Origin of the sequence: Arenibacter echinorum (genome assembly GCF_003259375.1) — a bacterium.
Classification (GTDB): Bacteria; Bacteroidota; Bacteroidia; order Flavobacteriales; family Flavobacteriaceae; genus Arenibacter; species Arenibacter echinorum.
Map to the genome: position 1 here is coordinate 154,695 of NZ_QLLN01000004.1, position 22,518 is coordinate 177,212.

Genomic DNA, 22,518 nt, shown 5'->3' on the forward strand with positions numbered 1-22,518 from the left:
CCTGCAAGGTTTCCAAAACCTTGTAGGACTAAAACCGTAACCCAACTGAGATACCTACAAGGTTTTGGAAACCTTGAAGGAACCAGCCCAAAAAAGATGCCACTCCTGCCCCCTATTCATTAATAATGGATTTCGCCTTGGATTTCATTCTTGCCATAAGTGATTTTTTGGGTTCACTCGCCGGTGCGGTGGTATTTTGTTCCAAGGCATCATTGCCATCTTCCACAACCAAGGATGTACCAGCTTTAACCGAAGTACTATTGCCCTTATTGGCATCTACCGAAGACACGGGCATTTTAGTTTTTGTGGACGAAATAATCTCGCCCTGAAGCCAAGTTTTCACAAAAGCCGTAACTGCCGTATTTACCTCTTTACCTGCCCTATAACAAGCTTTCCATTGTGGCGATTTACTCTCGTAATCCGGATTTACAAACTTTTTAATTTTATAATTATCGGGAGCACTAAGTTTTGCGTTAAAATCCACTTTTGAAACTAAGCTAAGGTATTCCTCTAATTTTCTTTTTACCAGAACAGCGGGATCTGCCGGATAACTTTTTTCCCACTTCGTTTTATTAGGGGTTGGATCCTCATACAAGGCCACGGTGGCTTTTTGCTCCTCCAACATAGGTTCGAACATAGCAATAGACTGGGCATTTTCTTTTGGTGCCCTCCTGAGGTCGGTTAAGGCCGCCTCCAAATCCTTAATCCCATCCCTCATTCCTTGCAGTATAGCATCATCCATTCTAGGAGGCTCTGAACTAGGTTTACTGTCGGTCCTTTTCTTCTGGTACGCAGCCATAAACTCTTCACTATTGCAGTACATCTTAATATATTCACATAGTTCTTTGGCAGCCCCCACCTTGTCCCCTTCCACAATAGTAGCGAGTAACTTTAATCTGGGAAGACTCATAAAGTTTGGCTCAACCTCATAATTTGCGCCAAAACCTCCTGTAAAATTGGCCATTATATAGTTTTGGGCGTTGGCGTGGTCCATGCCCAATTTGGCAATTATATCCTCTCCTATTTTATAGGCCGATATTCCAAGCAGCCCTAGCATGGCCACTAGCATTACATGTTTTGTTTTCATTCCAATAATATTTATAGTTCAACTTCCTTAAATACGCGTTATTGCTTTGAAAGGAACGGACAATCATCATCATAGCCTCCATACCTCTATCATTTTGCGGCCATTTCCATATAAATACTGTAAAATTCCATTTAAAAGACCACTCCTACAATCCCCTAAAAACAGGATTTTCATAGTTTTAAAAATCATGGAAAAAAGGGATATATTGTATCAGCGCTATGCTTACCTTTAAAGGAGCAAATTGTACGCTATGTATGCATTCAACTCTCCGCATAAATCAGTTGTTTGGTCGTTGCCGTATTTGGCCCTAATGCAATTTGCCTTTGCTCAAAATTCCAAACTGGACAGTATAGGCCGACAAATAAAAACAACTCCCATTGACACGGTCCTTGTAAATCTATATTACCAATATGGAGAGGAGCTGGCAAACAAATACCCTGACTCTGCCCTCTGGTATTACAACCAGGCCAAAAAGCTTTCTATGGACCTTAAATATGACAGAGGCAGGGCGGCCTATGCCAGTCAGGCCATAGAAATTCTAAATGCCCAAGGCAAATTCAAGGAAGCATTGGCCTTAAGTAAAGAAGCTCTTGCCATATACGAAACAATCGGAGGCAAGAGAGATATTGCTGTAGCTTTGATCAATGTAGGTAGTGAATGGCACTATCTATCAGATTTTCAATTGGCAACGGACAATTACCTTATGGCCCTAAAGATTGCCGAGGAATTGGAAGACATAAGATTGCAGCGGATTATCAACAACAATCTGGCCTCCATTTTTATCAATCTTAAAGAATTTGAGAAAGGCAAGTCCTATGCCTCTAAATCACTGGAAATAGCTTATGAACTCAAAAATGACTATGCCATTTCATCTTCCATGTTCAACATCGCCACGGCGGAACTGTATTTGAAGGATTACGGAAATGCCCTGAAGCACTATTCACAAATAGTCCAAATTGGGGAAAAAACCGATGATTACATTCTAATTTTGGATGGCTTGTTAGGTACCGCAGACGTATACAATGCAGAGCACAACTATGGTAAAGCTCTAAGTTATTATAACAAAGTAATATACTTAGCCAAAGAAAAAGATGCTCCTGAATATGAAATGTACGCCCATATGGGCCTCTCGGACCTATACAAAAACACGGGACAGGATGATGAATCGGTGGCTTCCATTCTCTTGGGCATAAGTTTGGCAGAAAAGCTGGGTACAAAATACGAACTAAAGGATCTTTACCTTAAAGCCTCGGACATGGCCGAAAAGGCCAGGGCATATAAGGATGCACTGGAATATCGTAAAAAGTATGAGATTCTTAACGATTCTGTGGTCGGGGAAAAAAGTAAACTGAACATAAGTCTGTTGGAAGCCAAATTCGAATCCGAAAAGAAGGAGGCCATGATATCCAATTTGGAAAATAATAAAAAGATCCAAGAAATGTCCATTACCCAGAAAAACAGCTTGAACTATCTTCTGTTCGGGGTAATCATGGTGATTCTGCTCACAAGCTATATTTCCTATAGAAATTATCGTCATAAACAGAAACTACAGACCAATAGGATCAACGAACTTGAAACAGAAAAACAACTTGCGGCAACCGCGGCGGTATTAAAAGGAGAGGAACAGGAAAGAACAAGGTTGGCCAAGGACCTACATGACGGCCTGGGGGGAATGCTTTCCGGAATCAAATACTCCTTCGAATCTATTAAAGGCAATATGATCATGACGGCTGATAATCAACAAGTATTTGAACGCAGTATGGATATGCTGGACAGTTCCATAAAAGAGATGCGAAGGGTGGCCCATAATATGATGCCGGAATCCCTATTAAAGTTTGGCCTGGACACCGCCCTTAAAGATTTTTGCAACCACATAAATAAGACAGGGGCAGTAGAGATCAATTATCTGTCCTTTGGATTGGCAAATTCGTCCATTAACCAGACTGTGGCCATAACCATCTATAGAATTGTTCAGGAACTCATCAATAACACCTTAAAACACTCACGGGCCGAAACCGTTATTGTACAAATTACCAAAACGGAGCACCAACTTACCATTACCGTAGAAGATGATGGGGAAGGATTCGATACCCTAATATTAAAAAAATCTCAAGGCATGGGCTGGACCAACATTCAGCATAGGGTTGAATTTCTAAAAGGAAATTTAAACGTGGACTCGGAATATAGCAAAGGCACATCGGTACATATAGAATTTAATGTTTAAATGGCAACAAGAATATTTATAGTTGATGATCATTATATGATCATCGAGGGCATAAGGTCACTACTCCAAAATGGCAAGGGATTGGAGTGGATAGGACATGCCATGAGCGCAACGTCCTGTATGGCATTCCTTCAAACACACCAACCACATATTATTTTATTGGATATAAACCTCCCGGACATAAGTGGAATAGAGCTGTGCAAGGAAATAAAAACCAAATATCCCAAAATTGGGATTATAGGCTTAAGCTCCTATAACCAACAGAGCTATATCAACAAAATTATGGATAACGGAGCTTCCGGATATGTGCTAAAAAATGCCACCAAAGAAGAATTATTGGATGCCATTGAAACCGTTATGGACGGCGAAAAATATTTAAGTGAGGAAGCGGCATTGATCGTGAAAAAAAATGTGGGCTCAAAAATACCCATCATCACAAGACGGGAAAAAGAGGTGTTATCACTTATTTCAGAAGGACTTACCAATAACCAGATCGCTACCAAACTTTTTATAAGTATCACCACCGTGGACACCCACCGGAAAAACCTATTGGCTAAATTCGAAGCCAAAAATACCGCCACCTTGATACGTATGGCTACACATCTGGAATTTATCTGAGCAGGCACATCCACTATGCATCAATATTGAAAAGCTTTGAGATTATTCCCCATATTTATGATAATTTTCTGTAACAAATCATAGGTTTCAACGTTCTAACAGTCTATAGGAACATCAATCATAATCAGAACACTATGTTACAGCAATTCTTTATGCTCTGCTCCGGGGCTGATACCGATATTCTGAAAACTTGCTCCAAGGGAGAACAAAACAAATACGCCGGAATAGGCGCCACAGTTTTCTTTACCGCCGTCATGGCATTTATAGCCAGTGCATATGCCTTATTTACAGTCTTCGACAATATCTATACTTCCATTTTCTTCGGCCTTATTTGGGGGCTACTCATATTTAATCTGGATCGATTTATAGTCTCCACCATAAAAAAGAGCGATAGCTTTATGAGCGAATTATTACAGGCAACACCACGAATAATATTGGCCATAATTATCGCCATTGTTATTTCCAAACCTTTGGAAATGAAAATTTTTGAAAAAGAGATCAACCAAGTGCTTTTGGAGGAGAAAAACAGCATGACCCTTGCCAATAAGGAGCAAATTGCCACACTATACAACCCCAAAACGGAACAACTGAAGGCGGATATATTGGGCCTTAAAAATGAAATTATTGCCAAAGAGACCGAAACCAATGCGCTTTACGACACCTACATCTCCGAGGCAGAAGGCACTGCAGGCACAAAATTATTGGGCAAAGGACCAGTATACAAAGAAAAAAGGGACAAACACGATGCCGCCCTGGCCGAACTACAGTACCTAAAACAAAAAAACGTTGAAAAAATTTCAGCCTTGGAAGCCCAGATTGCGGCCTTGGATCTGGAATATGCAGATCAAGTTACCAATACACAACCCATTATTGATGGTTTCGACGGACTCATGGCTCGAATAAATGCCTTGGATAAATTGCCATGGTTGCCCTCATTTTTTATCTTTCTTTTGTTCCTGGCAATAGAAACATCGCCTATAATAGCAAAGCTACTATCTCCAAAAGGTGCCTACGATTACAAGCTGGAAGACCAGGAAAGTGCCGTTAGGACGTGGGTGACACAAAAGGTTGGGCAACGTGAAAAAGTGCTGGAAACAGACTCCCTTCTAAACCATAAAATCTACAGTGAAATTGCCGAGGAAGAGGAAATATACAAATACAAAAAACAAAAGGCCGAGGAATTATTAAGACTACAGGCCAATGCGTTTCATGAAGGCCAAGTGAAAAGTCTATAGTTTAAATAAGAACATTTTGATAGGTTTTTAGTTAATTAAAAAACCAATTATCCCGGCTGTCCAATTGAGCGCTGTCGAAACCCCATTACCAGTAATATCTGAGGCCTAGGGCAATCCCTAGCTAATTCCCCCACATCCGAACCCAAAGGGCCAAAAGGAGTTTTTTGGCATCCCTTTTTAATTTTGGGCTTTCTTCAACCAACAGCTCTCCATCCTTGGGAATCAACTTATAGTTAAAAGCGAATTGCGATTCATCCGGGTCCAAACTCATCAACCCGAATCGAAGGTCATTAAAAAATAACTGTCCGTTTACCTCATTTATGGTATACCACCCTTCAGCAATTTTTTTCAGACGTTGAACCTTATCGTTTTGGACCAAATCACCCAGTAATTCGTGGTTTTTTGGATAGCGACTAAACTGAATGGGCTTATTATCGAAAAAAGAGTAGTTCCCAATCAGGTAGGCGTCCCCGGCATCCACATTGGCAGACCAAAGAACAGTATTAAACGGAGAAGGCCTAGTGTCTATTTCTGTATAAGTTATTCCCTGTGCCTCCAAACTATGGGTGATCTTTTTATAGGCCACTCCTTTGAGCACTAAGCTAAGTCCCAAATACAAACTACTGATGCTCAACCCATACATATTAAAGCGCCACCGCAGCGCTAAATCGCGCTTTTGGCGCATAGCCAGAATAAGAAACAGCAAAAATGGCAGGGTGTATAGAGGATCAATAACGAAGATATTCTGAAAAGCTACTCTAAGATCAAAAGGCCAAAAAAGTTGGGTCCCCCATGTGGTAAAGGCATCCAAAATGGGATGGGTAAAAAGACCCCAGAACATTAATAACGACCATTCCTTCCATGTGGCAGGCCCCTTGCTTTCCAATTTAAAAATCAACCAACCGAAGATAGGGGCAAAAATTATGGAAAAGAAAATGGAGTGGTAAACCCTCTGTGCCATTCTATAGCGGTGACCGTATCCGTAACATAATTGGCCATTACATCCAAGTCGGGTATGGTTCCCGCAATAGCCCCATACATCATGGCCTTGTTGCCAACTTTCTTGCCCAAAACCGCTTCTCCCACTGCGGCACCCAATACTATCTGCGTTAACGAATCCATCCTTATTATTTATTCAGAAAAAGGCCAAGCCCTTATTACTCTGGAGGGGACTAAGAATTTATTATTCCCTACCCAGACCATAGTGATTATTCCACTATTTCCATCTTTTTCAACAAGAAGGAGGCATTCATATTTTTACAAACCCCGGTTTTAAAGGTGTAATCAAAATTAAGTTCATTATTAATGATTTCGGCATCAAAATAATAGTTCTTCACCTGGGGCAATTCCTCTGAAACTTCACATAAACTTAAATCATGGGTCGCAATAATCCCAGTAGATTTTGAGGCCACCAACTTTTCAACAAACTTCCGTGAGCCAATGGCCTTATCCATGCTGTTGGTCCCCTTGAGGATTTCATCCAAAACAATAAAATATTTGTCGTTCTGTATTTCATCCACGATAAACTTCAACCGCTTCAATTCGGAAAAGAAATAAGATTCATCATCCGTAAGGGAATCAGTAGTCCGCATGCTGGTTATTAATTTAATAGGGGAATATTCCGAAGATTGGGCGCATATAGGAAGTCCTACGTTGGCCATGACAATTTGCAGGGAAACCGTTCGTAAAAAGGTGCTTTTCCCGGCCATATTGGCTCCGGTGACAATAAAAAACTGCTCCATAAGAATCGTTATATCATTGGGAACCGCCTTTTGGGGATCCAATAAAGGATGTGATGCCTTCACCGATTTCAGGACAATCTCGTTTTCCACCAACGTCGGATAGCTATAGCTGGGGTGATTATAGGCAAAATTCCCCAGACTATTAAAGGCATCAAAAAAGGCTATAGCATTAAACCACTTCTCCACCTTTGGCCCGTGGTTACCTATCCACCGTTCTATCCTGTAAGCCTGTAACAAATCCCAAAGAAAAAATCCGTTTCCTAACAAGGCGAAAAACATATTGTTCCTTTGGTCCAGGGCACTGAGAATTTCGGAGAATTCCTTTAAAACTTTTGAGGCCAACTCTTTCTGGGAGACCACAGAATTCCTCTTTTCCTTTAAAAGATCGGAGCTAAATTCCTGTTCCTCAATTTTTAAGATCAATTTTTGATATTGCTGAAAGGTGCTTTGCACCCTATTGGCATCCGAAGCCAGTTTAGATGTGCTTTTTAGGTAAAAACCACTCAATAACAAACCAGCCAATAGTATAATAAAAATAGGGAAACCAGGTAATACCCCCAACAAGTATCCTCCAATTAAAACAAGGGAAACCAAAGAAAAAGTATAGGATACATAACGCATGGCCTTGGGAACGTATGCTTTGTACCCAGCAAGCCAGGAAACTATGGTTTTGGTTGTGGTATCCGTTTTTACCAGGATAGCTATTGCAGAAAATTCCTGTCTCCAATCGGGTAATTTCGATAATTCTTCCACAGCCTTCTGCTTGCCCGCAATATTCTCCAAATCGTTTGCCAAGAGCATTTCCACCAACATATCACTGCCTTGGACCAAGGCAGTACGATTGCTATACTGATAAAAGGAACCTTTTCCGAACAGGTCAATATCCTGGGCAAAATAATGAGTGGGATCCTTATATTCCGAACCATCGGGAAGGTGGTGGAAATTGCGTTCCAACACCTTCATTTCCGTTTCGTTAATTTTAATTAGGGCCAAAAGTTTGTCCCTCTTGTACTGTAAGTCGGTATGTTTGGAAACCAGATATAAAAAAAGGCCTATTGCAACTATAAGCGTTCCTAGGACCAATTTGGTATCCCCAAAAAAAAGATAGGTCAAACTGGCCGCGAGAACAAAAACGATCAATCTGATAGTACTGGATACAGCCAATTGTCTTTTTACCTTCCCCAGCTCTCCGGTGTGGAGTTCAACTCTGTTTTTATAAAATGTTTTTAGGTTATCCATTTAGGAATTTGAAATGTAATTTATGCAAATGTAGTTAATCCAAAGCCTTAAGTTGGGCCTGTATCTTTTTTGTTAGACCGGCAACTACCAGTTCATAGGAATGGTCTATCAATTCCCGGACCAAAGAGGGTGACAATCCCTCCAAATAGAGGGTATTCCAATGTACTTTGCTCATATGGTACCCAGCAGTGATTTTTCCATCGTATGTTTCCCGCAATTCAATGGCCCGTTCCGGATCGCATTTTAAATTGGCCTGGGACGGAATCCGCTCCAGAGGCACCAGGGCAAACATTTTCCCCATTACCTTGAACACCAAGGTGGCGGCATCAAAGGGAAATTCTTCCGTAACCCCTTTTTTAAGGATACAGTGCTCCCTAAATTCCTCTATATTCATAGTATCGGTTCTATGGAATCACCAACGGGCCAGCTCTTTTAAACTATCCCATGTTACCCTACATTTAAGCACCTCCTGATCACCGATGTCATTTCCTGCCACGGTTTCAAAATTAACTCCTCCCAAACGCTCATAAAAGGCCATAGCGCTGGTATTGTTCTTTAGCACCCATAAATACAATTTCCCTTTGGGTTTCTTCTTCAGTGCTTCCTGGGCCACCATGCCCATCAAATGTCTGCCAATTCCCTTTCCCTTGACCGTCGCCAACACATGCAAGTTGTCCAATAAGGTACCGTGTTCGGCATCATCCTCAAGAAAGGCACAAGCAAATCCGCAGATTTCCCCATCCTTTTCAGCTACCAAAACGACTTGATTAGGAGAGGGATTGCTTAGTCTATCTTTCCAAACCTCTTCTCTCTCCAGTTCAGCTTCCACATCCAAAAAATGATCACTAAAATCACCTCTGTAATGCTGTTGCCAGTTTTTTACGTGCAATTTGGCAATTTCTAAATAATCACTGGCCTTGGCCTGCCTATACGTCAACATAACAAAGGATTAAATTCCTAGGGAATCGTACACTATTACCTTGGTCCATAAACTACTGGATTCCGCTACAAATAGGTTATGGGCTTCTTCGGTCTGATATTTTACCTGTGCCTCGGCAGATTCAAAAGAAACTACCAAAGAATAGGTAAAGGAACCATCCACAACATCACGAGTGGCCTTTGGTGGCACGCCCACAAAGTTGGTCTTGGCGTATTTGGAATCCCTCATAAATTTCAAGATGGATGTCTCAAAAGCCTTCCTATCCTCAACATTATCAGGATTCTTCAACCAGAAAAAAACGGTGTGTACAAAATTGGAATCAAAGTTCTTCATATCTTCTTTGTTTTGACCATAACTTGCTACGGTCATTGTTAAAAATAATACAGTATAAAATAAAGTTTTCATTATATATTTTGTTTTGGAAATTCCACAAAAGTATGCTTTATCGAGATTACCCATCATCCCGCTAAAATAAAAAAAATGATTCCAATTTGGGATCATGGAAAAAAGGATATTACTACTCTAAGATCTGCTTTTTTCGATTGTTCATTTCCAACGAGGAATAATCCAGTTTCCACCCTATGGTCTCTACAATCTTTTCTATTAAAAGTACAGCCTCTAGAGCCTCCTTATTTGCGGTATCCATTAAACCACTTTGAGGAATTTTATCCTTAATATGCTGCTTTGCCTCCATATTCAAAGAAGTAAGGTCCGTTGGAGTAAAGGAATTGAAAAGTCCGTTTTGAATATCGTAAAACTGTAGTTCCGGAGAAATCGATAAAATTTCAGGCTGTGGAAAATTGGTAAGGATAATTCTTTTCTTATCGTTATCGGCATACATCTGCAACTTCTTTAGATCAAAACCAATATGCGCCTTGGCGTTAATGATGATCAAGGCCTTCTTTTTGCTACTAACCAAGCTTAGAAAACGCTCCTTGGTGTTTTCGTACCGATAAATTTCGGCAAAATCGCCTTCCACCGTTATTAATTTACATACGCTTTTTATCTTATCCAACAGTATGGCCGACTGATGTTCCGTCAGCTCTTTGCTCCTCTTTTTTCGGAAAAAAGAAAACACCCAGTACATTGCAATGGCCCCCAGAATAAGGCCCAAAAAAAGTTCGAATATATCACTCATCTTTGTTTCCTATTTCTCCTAAATGGGTGTATTTAAATCCACTGTTATATTTAAGTCCATATCCAAATATCCTATCCATGGAAGCATGTGAAAATAGGATAATCCCTATTAACTGACACAAAGGTAAGGAAAGATAAATCCCGAGAAAATAAATTACAATAGCCAAGCCTTTATGATGGAATAAATTATACGACATGGCACCTACCCTATTTCCCAATAGATAGCCTAGCATCCCAATATCTGGGGCCAAAATTAGCCCAACAAACCACCACCAGCTATAATCCAACAAACTAAAGAGATATAATCCCAGACAGAACATTAGTAATTCCTCAACTTTTAAAAGTAACCGCATAGCACTATTTATGATTCCTCTATTAAATATAGCACGGGCCTACTGGGACTGGCATCATTTTCGAAGGCAGCCAGTTGAAGGTTTAAAAAATACTTCCCATCCTTTATGGTATTCGCTACAAAAACAAACTCGGTTATAGTGGCCTCTAGTCGACGTTTTCCATCGAAATTCCAAAAGGTCTTATGGGCCAATAGTGCGCCATCATCCTTTTCCTTATCCACAGAAGGAAGATCTATCAGCAAATGCTCCACGCCCTTATCCACCAACAATTGTGCTGCCGATTCCAATAAATATGGGGGATTTGTATTGGCATATTGCCTGGTCATTTTGTCCCTTAGGTTTGGGATGGTCCTAATGACCACTGCTTCCCTATTTTTATTCCCCAAGGCATACTGCAATTGTTTTTTTGAGATTACAAAATCTCCTTTTATTTTTTCCGGAGCTATGGTAATGACCTCAGCCATAAAAAAGAATTTGGAAAGACTTTTATTTACGGAGTAGAACTCTTCCGTTATATGACCAACACACTCGGTATGGGTGCCATGGGCATGCGGATTAAAACTAATATCGTTAAAATTGGTCGAAGCCCCTTCTGTGACCTTGCCAATAAATTCCCCTTCGGTATGGGGCCCAATTTTTGGTGGGTCAACATACCATGCATTTACATTGGTACTCTTTCCGGTAATGGGAATGGAAATATCCAGGGGTTGGGATAGATCTATGGTGTAGTTTTTGGTATTGTGTTTTATAATGGTTTTCATGTACGCTGAATATGTTCAGTATCTAATAATGCATCACTAGTTGTTCAAATCGATGCCTTAAGTCTAACAATTCCGGATTCATTTCCTTGATCAAATTCCATTTCCAGTCTTTATGCCAATTTTTTATTTGCTTTTCTCTTTTAAAGGCATCTTCAATCTCCTTAAATTCTTCAAAATATATCAAATATTTAATATGATATTTCTTTGTAAAAACTGAAGCCATACCCAGTTCGTGAAGCCTTAATCGTTTAATAACATCTCTAGTCGCCCCGGCATACAATAAATTTCTTGTTGAATTACTAAGGATATAGAAATAACCTTTTGTCACAAAAAGAGCTTTGGTCCTGAAACAAGTTCAGGACAAGTTAACCAAAAATAAATCGGCGGCAATCCCATCGCTCAAAAATTTGCCTTTTTTAGAGACCAATAAATGATCCTTCTCTATATAAAGTAATCCGTCCTCTATTTTTTTATGAGCCTGTTGCGCCAAATAGGCATAAAACTTCTGGCCAAACTCGGTTTTTATTCGCTCCAGAGATACACCCCAAATGGTTCGTAACCCGGTCATAATATATTCGTTGTAGCGATCTGTTTTGGACAGCACCTCTACTTCTATAGGCAACTCATTTTGGGCAATGGCTTTAATATATTTGGCATTGTTGTTAATATTCCACCCCCTACGAATAACGTCATACGAATGGGCGGAGGGTCCGATTCCCAAGTATTTTTTTCCTTGCCAATAGGCCGTGTTGTTCCTGGAAAAATAACCAGGTTTTCCAAAATTGGAAATTTCGTAGTTAATAAAGCCTGCAGCTTCCAATTTTTCTACCAGAATATGAAAATGTACCTCTGCCAATTCATCATCAACCGTTGGAATAAGTCCTTTATCTATAAATGCTTTTAAGGCGGTTTTAGGTTCTACGGTAAGGGCATAACTGGAAATATGGGGTACTCCATAGTCCAAGGCCTTTTCTATGTTGGAAATCCACCTATCATTGTTCATTCCGGGAATGCCATAAATAAGATCGATGGAAATATTATCGAAATAATTCTTGGCCAGTACGATGCAGTCTTCCGCTTCCTTGGAATTATGCGCCCTGTTCATCATTTTTAAATCCTCTTCAAAAAAAGATTGGATTCCAATACTCAGCCTATTGATGGGCGATTTGGCCAATTCTTCTATCTTTTCTTTGGACAGATCATCCGGATTGGCCTCTAAAGTGATCTCGGGGGCACCTAACACAGTATAATTACTATAAACCGCCTCAATTATCTGGTCGATTTCTGCCGTGTTCAAAACCGATGGAGTTCCACCCCCAAGGTAAATGGTTTGTACCACCTCCTCCTTAAACTCATCCTTCCTAAGTTCCAATTCCTTGATTAGGGCCAGCACCATAGCCTCCTTCTTCCCCATATTGGTAGAAAAATGAAAATCGCAGTAGTGACAAGCCTGCTTGCAGAAAGGAATATGGATATAGATGCCGCTCATTTTTTCAGTGAACAATTAACAATTAGCAATAAACAATGTGAATTATGAATCATTTTGGGTTGTTTATCCTTGTTGTCTTCAGAATGGAAAACATAATTTTAGATAGTTCATCTGCCTCCGCTATTAATTTATCCGCCTCGATGGACGAAATATAATCTGAATCTTTTAAAAGGTGCAACCAATATTTAGTTTCTAGGCTCTCCTTATATGCAACAGAAATTTTAGCGGAAAAATCCGCCTTTGAAATTGCACCATTTGCTTCGGAAACATTAGCCCCAATTGATGTTCCAGCCCTTAACAATTGCTTGGATATTACAAACTCCTTTTCCTTTCTGATGATTTCCTTATATAACTTTACTACTTTTAATGCAAAAGCATAGGACTTCTCTGCTAAAGGATTACTATCAGAACCCATAAATAAAATATTGGTAATTGCTAATTGATTATTGTTTATTGATTTTGTCACCGTTTTGTTTCACAAAAGCATCCCAACCACTATAGCTTTTGCCTACTTCTATTCGGCCTTCGTTATAAAAATGACAGACTGCAGCGGCCAGGCCATCGGTACTGTCCAGATTTTTGGGGAGCGACTTTAACCCCAGTACACTTTGTAGCATTTTGGCCACCTGTTCCTTACTGGCGTTACCGTTTCCCGTAATGGCCATTTTAATCTTTTTTGGGAGGTATTCCGTGATGGGAATTTGGCGCGACAATCCTGCGGCCATGGCTACCCCTTGAGCCCTGCCTAACTTGAGCATGGATTGGACGTTTTTGCCAAAAAAGGGTGCTTCAATGGCAATTTCGTCCGGGTGGTAGGTATCTATAAGCTCTATGGTGCGCTCAAAAATAAGTTTTAGCTTGGTATAAGGATCATCGTATTTTTGAAGCAGGAGTTCGTTCATCTGAAGAAACTCCATTTTTTTATTCACCACCTTTATTAGGCCAAAACCCATAATGGTAGTTCCAGGATCTATACCCAATATTATTTTTTCATTTGCCAAGGAAGGAATTGTTTAGATGCTAGATTTATATTTCAGTTGGAATTCACAATAATAGGAATCCTAAATTTTGAGGATACCGGCACCCCGCGTTTTAATGCAGGCGATAATGGGGGCAAGCCTTTTAGACTTTGGGTGATAATACTTTGAAATTCTGGAATCTGATTTTCAATATCCTGGTTGCGCTGCACTTCCAAGACGGATATTTCCCCTTTGTAGTCCACCAGAAAATCCACGTATATAGAGGTATTGATATCGGATACAAATTGAAATTCAAAGTCCTCCAAAGTCTCAGTATAATGTTCCAATAGTGTATTTTGAAAACAGTCCAATTGCCCCGATTTATCCATCATTTCATCACAATCCTCAAATAAGGGATAACGATCAACCTCATTGAAATTTATATTGCGCATTTCCTCATTTACCAATTCTTGGGTTTTTTCTTCGTTGGAAGTAAACCAGTCGCAAGAGGTAAAAAGACAAAAACAAGCCAAAACCGCAACTTTCCTCATGTATGCCAGATTCTGGGCGGAAATTACAATTTTTTGATCAATTTAAGGGGTGCCGACGTCAATTTCCTCCTGAATAATCTTATCCTATGGGCTACAATTTTCATTAAATATCCTTTGCTGTAGTACAGTGGTCACCTCTTAGAAAGAAATAGTAATGTTTACTTATTGGTAATATGGTATTTCTGTTGATCCGTAACGGTAAGCATTGTAGTAGGCAGTCCTTTGTATTGAAAAATTAAAACATCTCCTTTTTGGACTTCAATCTCAATTATCCCATCAAAGTCTGTAACCATAGTCTCATTTTTTCCTTGAATGGATACATTTACCCCTGGCAACCCTTTGGTTCCATCGGTAACCATACATCGAAGATACTCCTTACCACCAACCTTTTTAACATTTGCCATTACGGACATCGTATTCGAAACATACGTTAATTCTGGGGATTGTGGCGACTCATTTTCTTCAGGCCCTTGAAGCTTAAACGTAATCGGAATAGAAAAAGGTACCCGTACTTTTTCACCACGGTGTTCCCCAGGGGTCATTTGCGGCAATAAAGAGATTATGCGTGCCGCCTCATCCTCCAATAATATATCTGGACCGCGTAACCTAACATTACCAATGCTTCCATCTTCTTGAATAATGAACAGCACATTTACCCGTCCCTGAATGCCAATTTCCTGGGCTTGTTCAGGATATCTAAAATTCTTTCCAATATGCCTCTGTAACATTTGATTAAAACAGGCTCTCATATCCTCTGCATCCTCACAACCTGGAAATACTGGAACTTTGTCTATTACTGCAAAAGGCACATCCAACGAGCCATCATTATTCCTACTTGTCCCAAATTCCTCTTTCCCTTCCAACTTAAATGTGATCGGGACGGAATAAGCCACTCGCACTTTTTCTCCATTGTGCTCCCCTGGGACCATTTTCGGGAGTAAGGAAATAATACGGGCCGCCTCGGCTTCCAAAATTTTATCAGGTGAGCGCATGCGAACATTCCCTATACTTCCGTCTTTCTGAATAACGAACATAATATTTACCCGTCCCTGAATACCTTTTTCCATGGCCTCTTCAGGATAATTAAAATTCTTACCAATATGTTTCTGCATTTGTTTTTGAAAACAATCCCTCATATTTTCCGTGTCTTCGCAACCAGGAAAAATCGGAACCCTTTCAACTTCTGCAAAGGGAACGTCAACATCATCCTGATTGGGGGGTGGAATGTTTAATCCGTTAGTTTGAATATTTATTGAAGGATCTATATAATTTTCATGTTTTTCATTATTTAATACTAGAAAATCATATAAACCATCTGTTATAATTAGATTGTCCATGGTGCTATTGCCACTTTCAGAAATCTCTTCCAACTTACCGTTTAAAGCCCTAAGTTCATTTCCAGTTAAAACATTTGTGTTTTTAACTTCAAATAAATAGTAATCCTCGGAGAAGCTATCCCGATTATCCAACAACATTACATAAAGTTTATAGGCTGCTATAGAGGCATTCAAATTTTCATCCAATAACTGAAAGGCCTTCTTGCTCCTTATGTAATTATCATAAGTAGCCGAGGTAGGATCGGCCATTTTGTAGGTCCAATCCGGCATTGTTCCTTTAGAATCTTCGGCCATTTTCTTATAATACAGTTTGGATAAAATTCTACTTTCAAAATAATCATTCTTGCTTAGAATGATATGGTCAGAATACACGTTTTTAGATTGGGTAAATGCGAAATGCACTGCTCTAATAGAACCTTTCTCTTGGACCTGACTTTTAATTTTTTCGTTGATTTCTTTTATTAACGACGCATCGTCCAATGTTTGTTCATGTTCAACACTAATTGTTTCCTTGGCTTCCAAGGAAGTATAGAGCAGCATTCCTACTACCAAAGGCAACAACAATAAATACTTGAGTTGCCAAACTCTTTTTGATTTTGATTTTTGTAACATGACGATTCGTTTTTTGATTAATGATGATTTAAAAAATTGATTGATGAAAGAAATATGTTGGGTCTGGAAGACCTGCGACAACAATAATTGATACTGCTCCGCCTTATGGGTCTTGGCCACTTTTGCATCGGCGATGAACTCGTGCAATTCGGAAACCCTATTTTGATATACGTAGACCAAGGGATTAAACCAGCCTATAATGCGCATCAGCTCAAAAAACAACAGATCCCAGGTATGCCTTTGTTCTATATGTACCAGTTCGTGCTGAATAATGCTTTCATGTTCCTTTTCCAACACTTGGTCGCCCAAAAAAATCGACCTAAAAAAGGAAAAGGCAATATTACTATTGCGCACTACCACCCTGGTGAAGTCTTTGAAGTAACGGATCTCGCCATGACGTTTTAGTTGGTGTATCTGGTACAGTTTATAGACAAACAATACGGCCGCAATGAACATTCCGGTGTAAAAAATTATTTTGGTCACAGAAAGATCAAAAGATGGAGAATTTTCAGTAGCCACAACCATCCCTTCGGACATATCCATGCCCCATAAATACTCGGGATATATAAAATATTCAGAAGACACCGTAGTCTTAAAAGCCTCAATCTTTATCCAGGGTAGCAAAAGGGAAAGCACAAATGTTCCGATCAGGTACACCCGGTTCCATTGAAAAAAGGTCTCCCGTTTTAGGAACAGATCGTAAATGATCAAAAACAATAGCTGAAAAGCCATGCATTCTAATATATACTGTATCATTCCTTCTCTTTTTTAATGTCTTTGAGTATGGATTCCAATTCTGATAGGCTCATATCATTCTTTTTCATAAAAAACGAGACCATACTTTTAAAAGAGCCTTGGAAATACCCGTCTACCAATTTGTTGATGGACTGATTGCCGTAATCAGATTTCTTGATCAATGGAAAATAAAGATAACCCCTGCCCTCCTGCTCGTGGTCCACAAAACCCTTACTTTCCAGAATACGGACAATGGTAGAAACCGTATTATATGCCGGTTTGGGTTCCGGCAATTCGTCAATAATTGCGGCTACATTACATTTTTGTAATTGCCATAATACCTGCATTACCTCCTCCTCCGCTTTGGTCAATTGTTTCATTTAACTAACTTTTTAGTTGAACACTAGAACAAATATAACTAAATATTTAGTTTAAACTAATTTTTTAGTTAAAAACTTGATTTGAAGCTCTTACGAGCGCCCAGCTCGTACTGAAATTTATTTAATCTGAATTCTAGGTAAACACGAGCAAAACGCCTGTCTGCCGACTGAAGTAGGTTCACACCAGCAATAGGCGACTAAATCAGTCATTTCGAACGACCACTAGGGAGGAGAAATCGCATTTGTGGCGCAACCTAAACCTCAATTTTGAACTTAACTTCTCAATTACAAGCAAAATTCGAAATGTACCTCACTAAAACCCGGCTTGTGCGACTTCTCGTCGTCCCCAAAATGGGACTCTGTCGAAGTGACTGGACCAGTCATTTCGACTGCTAAGGAGAAATCACACAAGTAGCTAAACGAAGTTTTGAAAGTTATCCGCGATGTAACTACCACTATGAACATGAAAGATAGGATACCAAAATTAAAACCAAAACCTGTACAACTTCTCAATCGTTGCGAAAAAGCAACTCATGTCGAAGTGACTTAACGTGTAACGCGACCTATAATCCCTAAACAATCTGATTATTTAAGGATTCCCACTTAGGATTAAAAGAAGAAACAAGACTATTTTTCTTTTCCCTTCGCCACTTTTTAATTTCCTTTTCCCTGGCAATGGCGTCTTTTGGGTTTTCAAAACCTTCGTAATACACCAAATAAATATAGTTATATTTGCCTGCAAAAGATTTCTTGGAATTTTGACTATCGAAATAGTGCTGGGATAACCTACGCTGTATATGATTGGTTACTCCTACATAAAGGGTTGTACGATGTTCGTTTGTGGTTATATATACAAAATGATTGTAGAACAATTGAAAGCTCGTATTGGTGTTACCCAAATTTAGTTCATTATTTATAAGTTTCGAAAAGCAACTAATAACATAATGACCACCCCTGTCATTTCGAACGACCGCTAGGGAGGAGAAACCGAAGGTTCACGAATACCCCTGAAATAAAATGTCATGAGCTAAATCGCACTAATAGCTCGACTTGAACTTTAATTGTGCACTACAATTCACTCCTAACGGCTATAACGAAAATGCATCCCACCAAAAACCAATATGTGCGACTTCTCGTCGTCCCGAAAAGGGACTCTGTCGAAGTGACTATCCCCTGTCATTTCGACCGACCGACAGGGAGGAGAAACCGAAGGTTCACGAATACCCCTGAAATAAAATGTCATGAGCTAAATCACACTAGATGCTCAACCAAAATTTGAAATATAAACTGGCCAAAACCAAGCATGTGCAACTTTCAATCATTGAGAAAAAGCAACCCATGTCCAAGGGACTGCCCCAGTCCTTTCCAATCCATGTAACAAATCCTTCCTATGTTCGTCAAACTAAGCAATCAAAAGATTCCTATGGATATTGCCTTATTAATTTTTGGGTTCATTTTAATGTTCGTTGGAGTATTGGGTAGTTTTCTCCCAGTCCTGCCAGGAACGCCTATAAGTTGGGTAGGCTTACTCCTACTCTATCTTACAAAGGCGATTCCCGATGATTGGATTTTTTTAGGAATTACCTTGGCCATAGCCATATTGGTTTTTGCCCTCGATTATATTATTCCCGTTTGGGGAACCAAAAAATTCGGGGGAAGTAAGTGGGGAATGATTGGGACCACCGTTGGACTTTTAGTAGCCCTGATTTTTCCGGTTCTTGGATTTTTTGGGATCATAATCTGGCCCTTTTTAGGCGCTTTGATAGGGGAATTGATCAACAAGGCCGATCAAAAAACGGCCCTAAAGGCCGCCTTTGGCTCTTTTTTAGGCTTTTTAACCGGAACCTTCCTGAAATTTATGGTTACTATAATTTACTTAGGCCTATTTATATATAAAGCCTGGGAATATAAATCGGACTTATTTCCCTTTTTTAATTAACCGGCATTGCTACATCCAAGTTACTTTTTCTTGCCAAGGTCTTTTAATGACCTCCGGAATTTCTTCGTCATAATAGCCCATATAGAAAAAGCCTAGGCACACCTCTCCTGAGTTCAGCTCAAAAAAATCGTCCATATATTTAATAAGGCCAGGAGAACTCCAATAACTACCTATGCCCATCTCAGTACAGCAGAGCCACATATTTTGCACTGCCATAGCCGTTGCAGCCACCTCTTCCCATTCGGGCAAACTTTCCAGGGGATCACGTTGCATACAAATGGCTATGACAGCCGCAGCCTTTTTAGGATTCTGTATTAACTTTTCTACCTTGAACTGCTTAGGTTTGGGATCGGTTTCCATATACTTCAACGACAGAAACAAACCCAGTTTTTCCTTGGTCTCCCCTTGTAGCACCCTAAAACGCCAAGGTTCGGTTTTCTTATGGGTAGGCGCAAAATTGGCGGCCTCCAAGACCTTTTCAATGTTCTCCCTACTTATAGGTTTATCATTATATTGGGCAGGAAAAACAGACCGACGCTTCTTAATTATATCAAAAATCATACTTTATCAATTTAAATATTACAAACTAAGGTTTTTAAAGCCTATTTTGTTTCGTTTAACAATAAATTAATACAATGTCGCAGGGCAGGGTTTCTATTGTCCTCCTTCCAACAAACGGACAACACCGCCCTTTGCGGAATGTTCTTGAGTTCAATAAATTTTACTTTCATCTGAAAACCATATTGCAAAGAAGTGGGTATTATAGCTATCCCCAAATTATTCTCCACCAGCTTAAAAATTGTCTGGGCATGTACAGATTTATGCGAAACCTTGGGGGTAAAACCAGCATCCTCACAAATGCTCATGACCGTATCAAAGTACAAGGGACTATAGTCTTGGGCGAACAAAATAAAATTCTCTGCCGCCAATTGCCCTACATCCGTAAATTCCCTGGTCAATAAAGGATACAATTCCGGTAAAACCACGGAAAAAGTATCGGTATAGACCGGTTGAATATTTAATCCATCCGGAACTCTGGCCGTACGTACAAAGCCCATATCCAATTTGTCCTTTAAAATGGCATTGACTTGGGCATTGTTGGACAATTCCTCCAAATTAGTCTGGATTCCAGGGAATTTATCCTTTAACTTAATCAGAAGATTGGGTATCACTTCCTGCATGGCTGAACCCAAAAACCCTATCCGGACCTCCCCAAAATTGCCATCCCTAATATGCCTCAACTGCTTTTTGGTGACTTCCAAATGGTTTAAGATAAACTCTATTTCACTTTTGAGATATTCCCCTGCAGCAGTAAGGCTTACCTTCTTCTTAGTCCTGACAAAAAGCTTTACCTCCAGTATCTCCTCCATTTGTTTAATTTGTCGACTTAAACCTGGTTGGGAGATACAAAGCTTTTCCGCTGCTTTTCTATAGTGCAATTCTTCGGCCACGGCCAAGAAATAATTGAAATGTCTGAGCTCTATTTGATAACCCATGGTTATTAAGTGTGTATATTAATAGTATTGGTGATTATCAAACTTAATCAATAATTTTATATTGATAAAAATAATCCCATGACTACTTCAAAAAAAACCTTTTTTTTCGGGGAAGATCATCTAACGGCAGGCCTAGCTCTGGGCATGACTCGGGGAACGATCCAAGGACAAATCTCAGAAAAAGCAAGAAAAAAAATTCGCGCCAGTTATGAAGTCGTGGCGCGTATTGTGGACATGGGAAAACCTGTTTACGGAATCAATACCGGTTTTGGTCCTTTGTGTACCACCAAGATCTCCAAATCCGAAACCAAAATATTACAAAACAATATACTTCAAAGTCATAGCGTAGGGGTTGGACAACCAATTGAAACCGAAATGGCCAAATTGATGCTCGTTTTAAAGGCCCATTCCCTTGCCAAAGGTTTTTCCGGCATTGCAGAAGCTACCCTGGACCGAATAATTTGGCATATTGATAACGATGCTATTCCAATAGTACCCTCTCAAGGCTCTGTAGGGGCATCCGGTGACCTTGCCCCCTTATCCCATTTATTTTTACCTCTAATAGGATTGGGAAAGGTTAGGTATATAAAAAAGGTGATCACCACAGCGCAACTCTATAAAATTTATGGCTTTGGACCTTTGGAATTAGGGCCTAAAGAGGGCCTGGCCCTAATAAACGGCACCCAATTTATTGCTGCCCATGCCGTAACGGCCATAGACAAAATGCACGCTTGCCTAACACATGCGGACATCATTGGAGCCATGATGATCGAAGGATTACAGGGTAGCGTTAAACCCTTTTATAAAGAGTTGCATGAGCTTCGCCCCTTTAAAGGCAATAGCCATGTAGCTTCAAGAATCCGTTTCCTATTGGAAGATTCCGAAATTATGCAGGACCACATAGATTGTGAACGGGTTCAGGATCCCTATTCCCTAAGATGTATTCCCCAAGTACATGGAGCATCCAGAAACGCTTGGCTGCATTTGAAGGAATTGTTGGAGATAGAATTAAACTCCGTTACGGATAACCCTATCATTATTAATGATGACTTAACCATTAGCGGGGGCAATTTTCATGGACAACCATTGGCCATGGCCCTGGACTATGCGTGCTTAGCCGCTTCCGAGATTGGAAACATCTCGGACCGCCGTATTTATTTGGCCTTGGAAGGCAATAGCCCAGGGGTACCCAAATTGTTGATGAAAGATACCGGAATCAATTCCGGCTATATGATCCTACAATACACTACTGCCGCTTTGGCAAGTGAAAATAAAGGCCTTTGCTTCCCGGCAAGCGCCGATAGCATCCCTACATCCTTAGGGCAGGAAGACCATGTAAGTATGGGATCCATCAGCGGTAGAAAAGCCCTTCAAGTATTGGAAAACGTAGAGAAAATATTGGCCATTGAACTCCTGACCGCAGCCCAGGCCTTTGAATTTAGAAAACCCATGAAATCTGGAGTCTTGCTGGATGAAGTCCATAAAACTATTCGCAAAAAAGTAGCCTTTGCCAATAAAGACAGAGTGTTTTCGGACGATATTGAAAAAGGAATTGAAATGATCAAAGGTCGCACTATAATACTTTCGGTACAACAAACAATGAAGCGCAAAAATCTTAAAATGGAAAGTCCATTTGAAGCGGAATTTGAAAAATATTAGACCATTGCAAAACATTAAGTACCTC

23 protein-coding genes and 1 pseudogene are annotated in these 22,518 nt (G+C 39.9%); 5 read left to right on the plus strand and 19 right to left on the minus strand.

The genetic code is table 11. The features are described from left to right. Positions 1–112 precede the first annotated feature (112 nt). Entirely contained in the window at positions 113–1,087 is a 975-nt protein-coding gene (locus LV92_RS11190) for a hypothetical protein (RefSeq protein WP_111623747.1), read from the minus strand. Between the two features lie 250 nt (positions 1,088–1,337). Between LV92_RS11190 and LV92_RS11195 the strand changes: the two genes are divergently transcribed. The 3 genes from LV92_RS11195 (at position 1,338) to LV92_RS11205 (ending at position 5,164) form a co-directional block, all read left to right on the plus strand. Next, positions 1,338–3,311, plus strand: coding sequence for a tetratricopeptide repeat-containing sensor histidine kinase (locus LV92_RS11195; RefSeq protein WP_111623748.1), 1,974 nt, complete (start codon positions 1,338–1,340; stop codon positions 3,309–3,311). Beyond that, the gene (locus LV92_RS11200; RefSeq protein WP_111623749.1) at positions 3,312–3,929 is read left to right on the plus strand and encodes a response regulator; all 618 of its coding nucleotides are present in this window, start codon (positions 3,312–3,314) and stop codon (positions 3,927–3,929) included. Positions 3,930–4,063: 134 nt separating this feature from the next. Next, positions 4,064–5,164, plus strand: coding sequence for a DUF4407 domain-containing protein (locus LV92_RS11205; RefSeq protein WP_111623750.1), 1,101 nt, complete (start codon positions 4,064–4,066; stop codon positions 5,162–5,164). Between the two features lie 121 nt (positions 5,165–5,285). Here the strand turns inward: LV92_RS11205 and LV92_RS11210 are convergent. The 16 genes and pseudogenes from LV92_RS11210 to LV92_RS11290 all read right to left on the minus strand — a co-directional run bounded on the left by LV92_RS11210 (position 5,286) and on the right by LV92_RS11290 (position 18,298). Next, positions 5,286–6,286, minus strand: a pseudogene (locus LV92_RS11210) (metal-dependent hydrolase). 86 nt (positions 6,287–6,372) lie between these two features. After that, entirely contained in the window at positions 6,373–8,145 is a 1,773-nt protein-coding gene (locus LV92_RS11215) for a MutS-related protein (RefSeq protein ID WP_111623751.1), read from the minus strand. A 34-nt stretch (positions 8,146–8,179) separates the two neighbouring features. Continuing rightward, positions 8,180–8,539 carry an MmcQ/YjbR family DNA-binding protein gene (locus LV92_RS11220; RefSeq protein ID WP_111623752.1) on the minus strand — a complete coding sequence of 120 codons (360 nt, stop codon included), beginning with the start codon at positions 8,537–8,539 and terminating at the stop codon, positions 8,180–8,182. An 18-nt stretch (positions 8,540–8,557) separates the two neighbouring features. Beyond that, on the minus strand, positions 8,558–9,085 hold the full coding sequence (locus LV92_RS11225; RefSeq protein WP_111623753.1) for a GNAT family N-acetyltransferase: 528 nt from the start codon (positions 9,083–9,085) through the stop codon (positions 8,558–8,560). 9 nt (positions 9,086–9,094) lie between these two features. Further along, a complete protein-coding gene (locus tag LV92_RS11230) occupies positions 9,095–9,490 on the minus strand; it encodes a Dabb family protein (protein ID WP_111624112.1) in 396 nt (131 codons plus the stop codon). Positions 9,491–9,602: 112 nt separating this feature from the next. Further along, positions 9,603–10,223 (minus strand): DUF4230 domain-containing protein, encoded by a 621-nt coding sequence (locus LV92_RS11235; protein ID WP_111623754.1) that lies wholly within the window; start codon positions 10,221–10,223, stop codon positions 9,603–9,605. Beyond that, entirely contained in the window at positions 10,216–10,575 is a 360-nt protein-coding gene (locus LV92_RS11240) for a DUF4260 domain-containing protein (protein ID WP_111623755.1), read from the minus strand. Before LV92_RS11240 ends, LV92_RS11235 begins: the two co-directional genes overlap by 8 nt. A gap of 8 nt (positions 10,576–10,583) precedes the next feature. After that, on the minus strand, positions 10,584–11,336 hold the full coding sequence (locus tag LV92_RS11245; RefSeq protein ID WP_111623756.1) for a cyclase family protein: 753 nt from the start codon (positions 11,334–11,336) through the stop codon (positions 10,584–10,586). A 22-nt stretch (positions 11,337–11,358) separates the two neighbouring features. Further along, a complete protein-coding gene (locus tag LV92_RS11250) occupies positions 11,359–11,664 on the minus strand; it encodes a GIY-YIG nuclease family protein (protein ID WP_111623757.1) in 306 nt (101 codons plus the stop codon). A 27-nt stretch (positions 11,665–11,691) separates the two neighbouring features. After that, positions 11,692–12,825, minus strand: coding sequence for a radical SAM family heme chaperone HemW (gene hemW, locus LV92_RS11255; protein ID WP_111623758.1), 1,134 nt, complete (start codon positions 12,823–12,825; stop codon positions 11,692–11,694). 49 nt (positions 12,826–12,874) lie between these two features. Next, complete coding sequence (locus tag LV92_RS11260; protein ID WP_317046766.1) at positions 12,875–13,291, minus strand: four helix bundle protein; 417 nt, start codon at positions 13,289–13,291, stop codon at positions 12,875–12,877. Beyond that, positions 13,269–13,826 (minus strand): crossover junction endodeoxyribonuclease RuvC, encoded by a 558-nt coding sequence (gene ruvC, locus LV92_RS11265; protein WP_111623759.1) that lies wholly within the window; start codon positions 13,824–13,826, stop codon positions 13,269–13,271. The genes LV92_RS11260 and ruvC overlap by 23 nt, the downstream gene beginning before the upstream one ends. A gap of 32 nt (positions 13,827–13,858) precedes the next feature. After that, the gene (locus tag LV92_RS11270; RefSeq protein WP_111623760.1) at positions 13,859–14,335 is read right to left on the minus strand and encodes a hypothetical protein; all 477 of its coding nucleotides are present in this window, start codon (positions 14,333–14,335) and stop codon (positions 13,859–13,861) included. A 158-nt stretch (positions 14,336–14,493) separates the two neighbouring features. Then, on the minus strand, positions 14,494–17,040 hold the full coding sequence (locus tag LV92_RS21990; protein ID WP_245946354.1) for a M56 family metallopeptidase: 2,547 nt from the start codon (positions 17,038–17,040) through the stop codon (positions 14,494–14,496). Then, entirely contained in the window at positions 17,037–17,399 is a 363-nt protein-coding gene (locus tag LV92_RS11285) for a BlaI/MecI/CopY family transcriptional regulator (RefSeq protein WP_031442279.1), read from the minus strand. The genes LV92_RS21990 and LV92_RS11285 overlap by 4 nt, the downstream gene beginning before the upstream one ends. Positions 17,400–17,971: 572 nt before the next feature. After that, the gene (locus LV92_RS11290; protein ID WP_245946356.1) at positions 17,972–18,298 is read right to left on the minus strand and encodes a GIY-YIG nuclease family protein; all 327 of its coding nucleotides are present in this window, start codon (positions 18,296–18,298) and stop codon (positions 17,972–17,974) included. Positions 18,299–18,822: 524 nt separating this feature from the next. Between LV92_RS11290 and LV92_RS11295 the strand changes: the two genes are divergently transcribed. Continuing rightward, complete coding sequence (locus LV92_RS11295; protein WP_111624116.1) at positions 18,823–19,338, plus strand: DUF456 domain-containing protein; 516 nt, start codon at positions 18,823–18,825, stop codon at positions 19,336–19,338. 9 nt (positions 19,339–19,347) lie between these two features. Here LV92_RS11295 and LV92_RS11300 read toward each other — a convergent pair whose 3' ends face one another. Next, positions 19,348–19,899 carry a nitroreductase family protein gene (locus LV92_RS11300; protein ID WP_111623761.1) on the minus strand — a complete coding sequence of 184 codons (552 nt, stop codon included), beginning with the start codon at positions 19,897–19,899 and terminating at the stop codon, positions 19,348–19,350. Between the two features lie 41 nt (positions 19,900–19,940). Next, entirely contained in the window at positions 19,941–20,834 is an 894-nt protein-coding gene (locus LV92_RS11305) for a LysR family transcriptional regulator (RefSeq protein WP_111623762.1), read from the minus strand. A 78-nt stretch (positions 20,835–20,912) separates the two neighbouring features. Between LV92_RS11305 and hutH the strand changes: the two genes are divergently transcribed. Beyond that, on the plus strand, positions 20,913–22,493 hold the full coding sequence (gene hutH, locus LV92_RS11310) for a histidine ammonia-lyase (protein ID WP_111623763.1): 1,581 nt from the start codon (positions 20,913–20,915) through the stop codon (positions 22,491–22,493). Positions 22,494–22,518: the final 25 nt, after the last annotated feature.